General features: G+C 49.9%; 13 protein-coding genes. 8 read left to right on the forward strand and 5 right to left on the reverse strand.

Features of this window, described 5'->3' with window-relative positions; translation table 11 throughout:
• Positions 1-8 precede the first annotated feature (8 nt).
• From AC0L4K_RS12045 to AC0L4K_RS12060, 4 genes are all read left to right on the forward strand, one after another.
• Positions 9-926, forward strand: coding sequence for a glutaminase (locus AC0L4K_RS12045; protein WP_473266334.1), 918 nt, complete (start codon positions 9-11; stop codon positions 924-926).
• Between the two features lie 2 nt (positions 927-928).
• Positions 929-1,090 carry a hypothetical protein gene (locus tag AC0L4K_RS12050; protein WP_473266336.1) on the forward strand — a complete coding sequence of 54 codons (162 nt, stop codon included), beginning with the start codon at positions 929-931 and terminating at the stop codon, positions 1,088-1,090.
• Between the two features lie 2 nt (positions 1,091-1,092).
• A complete protein-coding gene (locus AC0L4K_RS12055; protein WP_473266336.1) occupies positions 1,093-1,254 on the forward strand; it encodes a hypothetical protein in 162 nt (53 codons plus the stop codon).
• 105 nt (positions 1,255-1,359) lie between these two features.
• Positions 1,360-1,890 (forward strand): RNA methyltransferase, encoded by a 531-nt coding sequence (locus tag AC0L4K_RS12060; protein ID WP_473266337.1) that lies wholly within the window; start codon positions 1,360-1,362, stop codon positions 1,888-1,890.
• Between the two features lie 111 nt (positions 1,891-2,001).
• Here AC0L4K_RS12060 and AC0L4K_RS12065 read toward each other — a convergent pair whose 3' ends face one another.
• From AC0L4K_RS12065 to tauA, 4 genes are all read right to left on the reverse strand, one after another.
• On the reverse strand, positions 2,002-2,856 hold the full coding sequence (locus AC0L4K_RS12065) for an EamA family transporter (protein WP_473266339.1): 855 nt from the start codon (positions 2,854-2,856) through the stop codon (positions 2,002-2,004).
• A gap of 353 nt (positions 2,857-3,209) precedes the next feature.
• Positions 3,210-4,112, reverse strand: a complete 903-nt coding sequence (locus AC0L4K_RS12070; protein ID WP_417221958.1) for an ABC transporter permease subunit — start codon at positions 4,110-4,112, stop codon at positions 3,210-3,212.
• Positions 4,112-4,960, reverse strand: a complete 849-nt coding sequence (locus tag AC0L4K_RS12075; protein WP_417221956.1) for a taurine ABC transporter ATP-binding protein — start codon at positions 4,958-4,960, stop codon at positions 4,112-4,114. Before AC0L4K_RS12075 ends, AC0L4K_RS12070 begins: the two co-directional genes overlap by 1 nt.
• A gap of 83 nt (positions 4,961-5,043) precedes the next feature.
• Complete coding sequence (tauA, locus tag AC0L4K_RS12080) at positions 5,044-6,072, reverse strand: taurine ABC transporter substrate-binding protein (protein ID WP_417221955.1); 1,029 nt, start codon at positions 6,070-6,072, stop codon at positions 5,044-5,046.
• A 165-nt stretch (positions 6,073-6,237) separates the two neighbouring features.
• On the opposite strand from tauA, the gene pdxR reads away from it, so the two are divergent.
• The 4 genes from pdxR to AC0L4K_RS12100 all read left to right on the forward strand — a co-directional run bounded on the left by pdxR (position 6,238) and on the right by AC0L4K_RS12100 (position 10,739).
• Positions 6,238-7,707, forward strand: coding sequence for a MocR-like pyridoxine biosynthesis transcription factor PdxR (gene pdxR / locus AC0L4K_RS12085; protein WP_473266341.1), 1,470 nt, complete (start codon positions 6,238-6,240; stop codon positions 7,705-7,707).
• Between the two features lie 121 nt (positions 7,708-7,828).
• Positions 7,829-8,566 (forward strand): sulfite exporter TauE/SafE family protein, encoded by a 738-nt coding sequence (locus AC0L4K_RS12090; protein WP_473266342.1) that lies wholly within the window; start codon positions 7,829-7,831, stop codon positions 8,564-8,566.
• Positions 8,567-8,575: 9 nt separating this feature from the next.
• Positions 8,576-9,340 carry an SDR family NAD(P)-dependent oxidoreductase gene (locus AC0L4K_RS12095; RefSeq protein WP_417221950.1) on the forward strand — a complete coding sequence of 255 codons (765 nt, stop codon included), beginning with the start codon at positions 8,576-8,578 and terminating at the stop codon, positions 9,338-9,340.
• 22 nt (positions 9,341-9,362) lie between these two features.
• The gene (locus AC0L4K_RS12100) at positions 9,363-10,739 is read left to right on the forward strand and encodes an aminotransferase family protein (protein WP_473266344.1); all 1,377 of its coding nucleotides are present in this window, start codon (positions 9,363-9,365) and stop codon (positions 10,737-10,739) included.
• 75 nt (positions 10,740-10,814) lie between these two features.
• On the opposite strand, the gene AC0L4K_RS12105 is transcribed toward AC0L4K_RS12100, so the two are convergent.
• On the reverse strand, positions 10,815-11,879 hold the full coding sequence (locus AC0L4K_RS12105) for a tartrate dehydrogenase (protein WP_473269221.1): 1,065 nt from the start codon (positions 11,877-11,879) through the stop codon (positions 10,815-10,817).
• Positions 11,880-11,905 lie beyond the last annotated feature (26 nt).

Consider the following 11,905-nt stretch of genomic DNA (forward strand, 5'->3'; position numbering starts at 1 on the left):
GCAAACTGATGCAAGCGATTCTCGATGAGATCGTCGCCACGATTGGCGCGAGCGACGAACGGGGCCACGTGGCGGATTATATTCCACAATTGGCCTGTGTTGATCCAAAACAGTTTGCCATCACCGTTGCGATGGCCGATGGCCGAGTCTTTAGCGCCGGTCACAGCGATCAACTGTTCTCGATTCAGAGTATTTCTAAAGTCTTTACCCTGACAATCGCCCTCGGCAAACTCGGTGGCGCCGTCTGGTCACGGGTAGGACGCGAACCCTCAGGGGATCCGTTTAACTCCATCGTCCAGCTGGAACATGAACAGGGTAAACCAAGAAACCCCTTTATCAATGCCGGCGCAATCGCTATCGTTGATGCTATTCTGATGGGTCACCAGCCGAAAGAAACCCTCGGGGAAATACTCCAGTTTGTGCGCTTTATCGCCGACGATGACAGTATCAGTATCGATGAAAAAGTCGCCCTGTCTGAACTGAGCACTGGCGATCGCAATGCTTCCTTGGCTCACTTTATGGCCTCGTTTGGACGGATGGTAAACCCTGTTGACTGTGTCTTAGGCACCTACTTCCATCACTGTTCAATCGCCATGAATACCCATCAACTGGCCAAAGCCGGCTTATTTCTAGTCGATAATGGCCGCAATCCAGTCACCGGTATTCGCGTAGTCTCAACTGAACGCGCCAGACGCATCAACTCGCTTATGCTGATGTGTGGTCACTACGATGGTTCCGGGGAGTTCGCCTTCCGGGTCGGTCTGCCCGGCAAAAGCGGTGTCGGTGGCGGTATCTTGGCCGTTGCGCCGGGTAAGGCTTCCATCGCCGTCTGGTCACCCGGTTTGGATGAAGTCGGCAACAGTAAACTCGGCACCGAAGCACTGGAAAAACTGGTACAACACACCGGCTGGTCAATCTTCGGTTAGCGTTGAAGTCGGCAACAGCAAACTCGGCACCGAAGCGCTGGAAAAACTGGTACAACACACCGGCTGGTCAATCTTCGGTTAGCGTTGAAGTCGGCAACAGCAAACTCGGCACCGAAGCACTGGAAAAACTGGTACAACACACCGGCTGGTCAATCTTCGGTTAGCGTTGAAGTCGGCAACAGCAAACTCGGCACCGAAGCGCTGGAAAAACTGGTACAACACACCGGCTGGTCAATCTTCGGTTAGCGTTGAAGTCGGCAACAGCAAACTCGGCACCGAAGCACTGGAAAAACTGGTACAACACACCGGCTGGTCAATCTTCGGTTAGCGTACAACGTGGCCCTAACATCGGCACAATGGTTTAAAACAGCACTGAGCGTTTACCTAAATACTGATTAAAAACCGGTATTGGTAAGCAGCCAGAATAAACAAGATGATGGAGAAAAGAGTGGACAACCCAGGTACAGCAGCGATCGCATTGTGTAATCCCAAAAGCCCCTCCAATGTTGGCGCCGTCATGCGGGCGGCGGGCTGCTACGGTGCCTCGGCGATATACTATAGCGGTAGCCGTTTTGAACGTGCCGCCAAGTATCACACCGATACGCGTAATGCTAATCAGACTATTCCCTTAACAGCGGTAGACTCCTTTATCGGCCTAGCGAACGATCAACAAAAGCTGATCTGTATCGAACTCGCTGAAGGTGCAACTCCCCTGCCCGACTTCGAACATCCAGAACATGCCCTGTATATCTTTGGCCCAGAAGATGGCTCGATTGATCAAGCCACGGTGGATGCCGCTGATGCGGTGGTTTATGTTCCCACAATCGGCTGTATGAATCTCGCGGCCACCGTCAATGTCTTGCTCTATGACCGCATGGCGAAACAGGGCCAATTAATAGATCATAGCGAGCGAATCAAACAGAGTCGCGATGTGAATAATCGCTTGGTGTTTAAACAGTCTTAAAGGATGCGTTTAACTGCCAATCGCCATACGCGGCCTAGTGGGGCATAACGATAAAACAGCCTCGCCTACCTAGATCGCGCACCCCAAAAGCTCGCGATCAGCATCGACTCACTAACCCTGATAGATCATCACAATACCGATTAGGATAATAAAGGCCGCCAGTATTCGCTGGCGCCACGCAACATGCTCGCGAAAAAAGATAATGGAAACTAACGAGGCGATAATAATACCGCCGTTAGAATATGCCACCACGACCGCTGAAGGCATCTGCTTCATCGCAAACACCACCAGAGCATAGGCCAAGCCGATACAGAGCCCGCCAAGCAACAGCGCTAAAGGCGAGATACATTGCGCCGGTCGCCAACCACCGGTCTGACGATACAGTGTCAGCGTCATGGCCAACCAAGTACAGCAATACCCAACTGAGATAAAGCCCACAATAGCGCCAAAGCTATCGAGATTGGCAACCGCCGCTTTATCACTCAGGGAATACACACTGGTTCCAAGCATCGCGACCATCGCCCAAGGTAGTGCCCGCTTATCCGTGGCCGAACCGGAACTTGACGCGAGGATAAGCAAACCGATCACATTAACAATGATCCCCAACCACGCCCAACTGCCTAACTCCTCACCTAATAACAGCACACTCCATAGCGCGATCAATAACGGCGAGCTTCTAACCAGAGGATATACCAGCGGCACTGGCGCATGGCAATAAGCCTGCCGTAAGCCCATAAAATAGACCACATTAGCGACTGTAGAAATGAGTAGCAGCAACGCAAACGAGAGATTCCAGTTAACTTGTGTGATCAGAGACCACCAGCCCCAAGGGGCAAAAATAATCAGATGTGCCAGCAGTACCCACCACAACGGAAAGGCATTGGAGGGTTGATAGCGGGCGATAAGGTTCCAGGTGACATGCATCAAAACAGATATAACAACGGCAGCGCCCGGCTCAAGTACCATGCAAAATCCCTATTATTATTGTCAACCATCCCTGCGAATACACCGACAGCTCTCACGCCAGTCTATCACCAGACGATTCCTAGCAACAATTCACCCTCTAGACCGAGCCATAAAAGAGTCATAGCACTGCGTAGGTGATCAAAATGAGCCGTTAGCTTTTAGGGAAGATGCGTTAATGAATCTCTTTAATCAGGACGCGGATAGCCGACATTTTTAAGCTAAATAGGAAGGGGTTTTATGCAACCAAAAGCTGACTCAAACCAAAGCGGAAACAAAATAAAACAGATAAACCCATGCTCAGATTTATCTGTACTGGCCGGGTTTAATCCCGGCCGAAATCAACCACCGTTAGATCAATGCCCCTTCCAAGGCACCAATTTTTTCTCCAGATAACGCATCAACATATCGAAAAGGTAAGCGATAATACCAATGACAATAATCCCCATGATGACAATATCTGTGACTAAAAACTCAGCGGCATTGAGCACCATAAAGCCTAACCCCGCCTGTGCAGCCACCATTTCCGCCGCCACAAGGGTTGTCCAACCAAAGCCAATACCAATACGCATACCGGTAAGGATCTCGGGCAGCGCATTGATCAAAATGATATGCCGAATCACTTGCCAGCGACTGCCGCCCATCGAAAAAGCCGCATGAATCTGCTCCATCGCAACCGACTTAACACCGGCACGGGCACTGAGCGCCATTGGTGCGAAAATCGCCAGATAGATCAGTACAATTTTGGACACCTCACCAATACCCAACCAAATAATGACCAAGGGCAAGTAAGCCAAGGGCGGCAGTGGACGATAGAACTCAATAATCGGATCAAAGATCCCACGAGCAATACGGTTAACGCCCATAAAAATACCAATCGGCACCGCAGTCACTAACGCTAGCAAAAAGGCGGAAAAGACGCGCATCATACTCCAACCGGTATGTTCTAATAGTGTGGCATTGGCAAAACCTTCGGTCGCCACCTCCCAAAAACGCATCACAACCGCACCTGGCGAAGGCAGAAACAGCGGTTTAACCCATTCAAAATAGGTGGCGACATACCATAAGCCAATCAGTAATGCCGTCGTGAATAAACTGATCGCCAAGCTTTTACCCTGTCCCGGCGCACCGTAGGACTCACCCGGTTTGACGGGCCCAGCAGCAAATACGGATAGACAGCGTTTTAGCAGACTCGGACGTGACATAGGGCGATTAATTAACGTATTAACCGGCGTTGTGATTATGGTCGAATCATTCATCAGTGTAGTCCTCCACCAGCCACTTCATCGCCGTGAATAATGCCTAATACTTTCTCTCGCATCGCGATAAATTCAGGCATCGATTTAACTTTTCGCGCATCCCGGTTTTCCAAGAAAATCTTATTAAAATCTAACGAAAACTCATGGGTAATGCGGCCGGGCCGTGGCGACATAATAATCAAGCGCGAAGCCATAAATAGGGCTTCCTCGACACTGTGAGTGATAAAGAACATCATTTTCTTCGTCTCTAGCCAGACATCCAACAGTAACTCCTGCAGCACTTCTCGCGTGAGAGCATCCAATGCGCCTAACGGCTCATCAAGTAGTAACATCTGTGGGTCATTGGTCAACGCACGGGCAATACCGACCCGCTGCTGCATCCCGCCGGACAACTGATACACCGGATGATGATGAAAATCCTCCAGTCCAACCAGCTGTAAAAAATCTGCCGCTCGAGCATTTCGCTCTTGCTCACCCACCCCCTGTAGCTTTAAACCAAAGGCCGCATTTTCCAACACGTCGAGCCAAGGTAATAAGGCATGTTTTTGAAACACGACGCCACGGTCTTTCCCTGGCCCAGAAATCTGATCCTTTAAATCCAGACCGCAGGCCACCCGAGGTAAACCGGCAATACTACTATCACCCAGCGTTAGATAGCCTTCACTCGGTTGGATAAAACCTGCCATCAGGTTTAGCAACGTTGTCTTTCCGCACCCGGAAGCGCCTAGTGCGACCACAAACTCTCCAGGCTCAATATTAAAATTAATACCGGACAGAGCAGTGACTGTTTCACCACCGTTCATTCCGGGATAAAGAACGGATACATCATGAATTTGTAATCGGCTCATAGCTAATCTCCTATAAATAGCCGTGGCAGCTCAAATCGCTTCACTCAGACAGCATCAGCCATCTGAGCGAAGCGGCTATTGAATCAAAGCTTGGCAGCAGCTTCGGCAAAAGAGGGGTTAACAAACACACTGTAATCATCCGCTAAGGTGCGCACTTTACCCTGCTGTTTTAAGAACTCAGAGGTAAACTGCAGCGCTTTTGCCGCGCCACCTTCCGCCCCACAACCCAACCAAGTGCAGCCGGTCTGTGTTTGCAAATCAGGAAAGTCATACAGAGCCAAGACTCCTGCAACGTTTTCAGGCGCGCCACCTGTCATCGCCGCAATCCCTTTAATCATCGGGGAATCAACCGTCAGGCTGTCTTTTTCAGCACGATATTGGTTGTCAGCATCGGCAATCAATTTAATCACTTGGGCAACAAATTCAGGCTTCTCTTCACCTAATGACTTATTAATCACCAAACCATCGAAAGTGGCTTTACCCCAACGGCTCAACTCGCCGGAGCTGATCATGACATGACCTGACTGTTTAATACGTCCAAGCGCTGGATCCCAAATAAAAGCCCCATCAATATCGCCCCGCTCCCAAGCCGCCGCAATGGCATTAGGCTGCATATTAATCAGTTTCAGGTCCTTATCGGTTAAGCCAAACTGCTCTAACGCAAACAGCATATGGAAGTGGGTGGTGGACACGAACGGTACACCGATTGATTTACCTTTTAGGTCTTGTGGCGCAGCAATACCTGAGCCATCACGAACCACCAACGCCTCGGCGTTATTAATGTTTTCTAACACCCAGACCAGCTCAATATCCAAACCGCGATTAACCGCTGCCGCTATTGGACTCGAACCGGCTGATGCCATATCAATATCACCGGATGCCATCGCCGTAATGACTTTCGCACCGGAATCAAAGCGCCGCCATTCAATGTCCATCCCCGTTGCTTGTTCTAATTGCTTCTCCGCTATCACCGCTTTCCAAGGGTTCATCATGCCTTGATAGCCGATTGTCACCGTATCCGCACTGGCGATATTCGAAAAAACGAAACCGCTTGCAAGAACCGATAGCGTGACTGCTTTTTTAACAAACGAGGTAATCTTTCTTGCTCTCATCTTAATACTCCTAGAGGTGTGAAGTCGGTTGATCGGTATTCAGATTAGGAGCAGACGCGGCACAAGCGATAGATCCAGCAACTTGAAATAATGGAGCCAGAGATGATAGCTGGACTAAAATTTGCATCAGATTGGCGCATAACTTTGCCAAGGTATTGACAGAACATGCTCGAACAACATTTTCAAATCGAATTTGACCCCGAACGAACACTACAAGAGCAAACCCGTGAGCATTTGGTCAACCTTATCCTCTCGGGCCGTTTACCCGTCAACGAAGCCCTGCCGTCCTCTCGAAACCTTGCCCAGATGCTGGGGGTTTCACGCAATACCATCGTGCTCATCTATGAGAGTTTGGTCGATAGCGGTTATATCGAATCGCGGCCCAGAAAAGGCTTCTTTGTCACTCACAATTTCAGCACTCCCGAGGTCATCAGCACCAATGTTGTGCAAAACGACGATGCTGGCTCACCTGATTGGCTGCAACGCTTTAAGAAAAAACCCAGTACGGAGCGCAATATCGTCAAACCGAATAACTGGCAGAGCTTTGAATACCCGTTCATCTATGGCCAGATTCAGCATGAATTTTTTCCCTTAGAGCAATGGCGCGATGTCGCCCGCAAAAGCATGAGTGGGCATTGGAACAAATACTGGGTCAATGACATGGTCGATACCGATGACCCTATTTTGATTGAACAGATTCGCACCCGCCTGCTACCACGACGGGGCATCTATGTTGAACCTAACGAGATCATTATTACCATTGGTACGCAAAACTCGCTCTACTTATTGGCCAACCTACTGTGTAACAGCAACACTCGGATGGCGGTTGAGACTCCGGGCTTTCGCGATGCCTTCAATATCTTCTCGCTATTTAACAGCCAGATACATCAGCAACCGGTCGATCAAGACGGCATGCTTATCGATGAACGCTTAAACGATTGTGATTATCTCTACATCACCCCTAGTAATCAGGTACCGACCGGGGCAGAACTCAGCGATGTACGCCGGCAGCAACTGATGGCGCTATCCCGTGAGCAAGACCTCATCATTATTGAGGATGACTACGATGCGGAAATAAACATGAAGTACAACCCGAAGCCCGCTCTGAAAGCCAACGATGAACACAACCGAGTCATCTATATCGGTAGCATGTCAAAATCGATCTCTCCGGGACTTAGAATCGGCTATATGGTGGCCGATGAAGAACTGATCTCTGAAATTCGAGCATTACGACGGCTGATGTATCGCCATCCTCCGGTAAATAACCAGCGGCAACTGGCGCTTTTCTTGTCACTCGGATACTACGATACTTATCTACGTAAAATCCGTGAGATCAATGCTGCTAAACTTCAGCGCGTTATTGAATCGGTCGACCGTCACCTTCCGCACATGCGCACCGCTGACGAAATTGGCCAAGGCGTGACCTCCGTTTGGCTTAAAGCCCCTGCAGGGGTCAATACCGAAGAGGTCTCTTGGGCCGCCGCCCGAAAAAGTATTCTGATCGAATCCGGTGCAATCCATTTTGCCTGTGACAATCCGCCTGAAAACTACTTCCGACTAGGGTTTTCAGCCATCGCCAATCATAAAATCGAACCGGGGATCGCCGCTCTAAAAGAGGTTTTTGCCCAATTTTAGAACCCTGGTACCAAAATCCCTGCCTGCTGGACCTATAGCAAATTCTCACTTCCCATCTACCGTATCTCCCTCGGCCCGCCCCTCTTTTTTAATTTCGGGCCATTGAGATCGGAGATCATTTATGCCCCATCTGGAACTGGCCATGCTATTAGTTTTTATAGCCGCACTCGTCCGCGGCTATACCGGCTTTGGTTTCGCCGCGATCGCAATATCCGGTCTAAGCCTTATCTGGCCGGCACAGGTTAGCGTGCCCGTTATCCTTATTATCGATCTACTCGGCTCAGTCGGCATGTTAGCCAGCGCCTGGCAATTCGCCGACCGTGCTCTGCTTAAAAACCTCAGTATCGGAGCCATTATCGGTCTTCCGATAGGGCTGACCATTCTGATTCAGGTGCCTGACTCGATACTCAAATTCGCCATCGGTAGCGCTATTTTAGCGATGACTCTCTGGATTCTATTCGCCCGAAATATCTCATTATCGATCGCCCCATGGCACACCCGTATTGTTGGCGGTGTATCAGGAGCTTTTTCTGCTGCGGCTTCCGTTGGCGGACTCCCCATTGTTTGCTTTCTCTTAATGACCGCTCATGTCGCGCAGGTACAAAGAGCAACAATGGTTATTTTTCTTAGCGCCACCGATCTTATCTCTGTTGGCTTAATTGCCACCAGCGGCGTGATTTCCAGCGCACTGCTACAGCCCACCCTACTACTGTTAATTCCAACGCTAGTAGGGGTGCAGTGTGGCCAGTGGTTTTTCCATCGTAAACCACCGCAATCTTTTCGCCCAATTGCCCTCCCCGTTCTCATGCTGCTGTCGAGTATCAGTATCTACTACAGCGGCCAGCAAATATTAAGCTAAGGAGTTTATATGAACAAAACAGCCGTTATTACCGGTGCAACATCTGGCTTTGGTTTAGCCGCCGCTCACCGCTTTGCCGATGCCGGTTGGAACCTCATCATCACTGGCCGCCGAGAGGAGCGCCTTGCCAAAATTGCGGCAGAACTATCAGCAAAGAGTCGCATCATGACTCTGGTACTGGATGTCTGCGATACCGATGCAGTGCAACAGGCGTTTGCTAACCTTCCGAGCCCGTTTGACCGTATTGATCTACTGATTAACAACGCAGGGTTAGCACTGGGTACTAAGCGGGCACAGCACTCAGAACTCAACGATTGGCATACCATGATTGAGACCAACATAAAGGGATTAACCACTGTCACCCATGCCCTACTCCCCAAACTCATTGCCCAAGGAAAAGGCAGCAGCATTATCAATATTGGCTCCATTGCTGCAAATTGGCCCTACCCAGGCGGTAATGTTTATTGCGGTACCAAAGCCTTTGTTGAGCAGTTTTCCCTAGCCCTACGCTGCGACCTAGCTGGCACGGGCGTGCGGGTCAGCTGCCTAGCGCCAGGATTATCCGAGAGTGAGTTCACACTGGTCAGAACCGGCGGTGATCAACAAGCATACGATGCCCTTTATAGCGGTGCTGAAGCCATTCAACCGGACGATATCGCCGACACATTACTGTGGATTGCGCAGCTCCCGGCACACCTCAACGTTAACACCTTAGAAATCATGCCTGTGCGCCAAAGCTGGGCACCTTTTTCAATTACCCGTGACGCCTCATAACACGAACAGCAGGAGTAACCACATGTCACAATACAACACCGACCAAATTAGATCCCTAGACAAAGAGTATGTTTGGCATCACCTCACACCGAATGCTGCAGCCCAGAAAGGTATGCCACTGTTTGTTAAAGGAGAAGGTTTAAACCTATGGGATATCGAAGGCAACCAATACCTCGATGCCTCCGCAGGCGGAGTTTGGGTCACCAATGTAGGCTACGGCCGAAAAGAGATTGTCGATGCGATCAGCGAGCAGTTGATGCAACTCAACTTCTTTGCCAGTTCAATGGCAAGTAAACCCGCCGCTATCTTTGCCAAAAAACTGATCGAAAAAATGCCTGGCATGCAGCGGGTTTTCTACTCTAGTTCAGGTTCTGAGGCCAACGAAAAAGCCTTTAAAATGGTGCGACAGATCTCACACAAAAAATACGCCGGTAAAAAGAACAAAATTCTCTACCGTGAACGGGATTATCACGGCACCACAATTGCGGCCTTGAGCGCCACCGGCCAGTCACAACGTAAGGAACAGTTTGGCCCCTTTGTGCCCGATTTTGTCGAATTTCCACACTGTTTCGAATATCGCAGCCAGTTTGGCGAAACCGAAGATTACGGTCTAAAAGCGGCTCAACTGTTAGAAGATGTTATTCTGCGAGAAGGCCCCGAAACCGTTGGTGCAATTATTATCGAGCCTATCACTGCGGGCGGTGGCGTCATTCTCCCTCCCGAAGGTTACTTAAAAGCGGTTGAACAGATCTGTAAAAAACACAGTGTTCTACTCATCATCGATGAAGTGGTTTGTGGACTGGGCCGGACAGGCAAGTGGTTTGGTTATCAGCATTACGATATTCAGCCCGATATCGTCACCATGGCAAAAGGTGTCGCATCCGGCTATGCAGCAATCTCCTGTACTGTCACCACCGAAGCCGTTTATCAGAGTCTACAGGAGGATTCGGCAGAGGATAAAATGGGCTATTTCAGAGATATTTCGACCTATGGCGGCTGCCTTGCAGGCCCTGCCGCTGCGGCCGCTAATATGAAGATTCTCGAAGATGAAAATCTACTCGAAAACTGCACCGAATTGGGTAAAAGTTTGCTGACCGGCTTAAAAGCCCTGCAAGCTAAATACCCTATTATCGGTGATGTCCGCTGTCTCGGTTTGTTCTGCGGTATCGAGCTGGTTAAAAATCGGGAAACAAAAGAACCGGTCGACGAGTCCGTGGCAATTCAAATTGCCAACGCCTGTAAACAAGCAGGATTGCTGATTGGTCGTACCAACCGTAGCTTCGAGCAATACAACAACATACTCAATATGAGTCCGGCTCTGTGTATCACTGAGGCACAACTTGAGCATATCTTAACGATTCTGGATGAGGTCTTTGCATCAATTCCAGTACCTGAATAGATAAATTAGCCACGAAACCGCCCGTCGGCGGTTTCGCTTTATGCGACAACTCATAAGCCACTAGCGGCCTAAGAGTTACGCCTGTATAGCGGCTTCAACGGCCGCCGCTAAGGTCAACATACTAGCCTTGCCACCCATATCGCGAGTCAGCGCTTTCCCCTCTTTTAACACCTGTGCCATCGCTGCCATGAGCGTATCGTGCACCGCGTCAAAACCCAGATGTTGCATCATCATCGCACCGGCCCAGATCGTGCCCAGTGGATTAGCAATCCCCTGCCCGGCAATATCCGGTGCCGAACCATGTACCGGTTCAAACATTGATGGGAAGGTTTTTTCTGGATTGATATTGGCTGAGGGCGCTATAGCAATCGTGCCGGTACAGGCTGGCCCAAGATCCGACAAAATATCACCGAACAGGTTAGAGCCCACGACTACATCAAAATGTTCCGGCATCCGCACAAAGTTCGCCGTGAGAATATCGATATGATATTGATCAACCTTCACTTCAGGATATGACGCGGCCATCGCCTCTACCCGGCTATCCCAATAGGGCATGGAGTGATAGATACCGTTCGACTTAGTGGCAGAACTCAGATGTTTGGCTGGTCGACTTTGCGCCAGATCAAAGGCATAGCGCAGAATACGATCGGTGCCTCGACGGGTAAAGATACTCTGTTGCGATACCACCTCATGTTCCGTACCTTCATACTGAATACCGCCCACCGAGGAGTATTCCCCTTCAACATTTTCCCGGACCACATAAAAATCGATATCACCGGGTTTCTTACCCGCCAGTGGACAGGGAATCCCGTCGAATAACCGCACTGGACGTAAATTAACATACTGATCAAAGGCCCGCCGAATCGGCAGTAATAACCCCCACAGCGAAATATGATCGGGTACCCCTGGGAAGCCCACGGCGCCTAGGTAGATCGCATCAAAGTCTTTCAACTGATCAAGGCCATCCTCCGGCATCATCCGGCCAGTTTTATGATAGGTTTCACAGGACCAGTCAAACTCGGTCCAACTAAACTCGACCCCCTGTAGACGTCCGGCAGCTTCCAACATTTTCATCCCCACAGGGATCACCTCTTTACCAATGCCATCACCGGGAATAACCGCTATTCTGACCTTGCTCATCATCTGCACCTCCATACGTCACATTC

The sequence above is a fragment of the Amphritea sp. GJ51-11 genome, assembly GCF_055808735.1.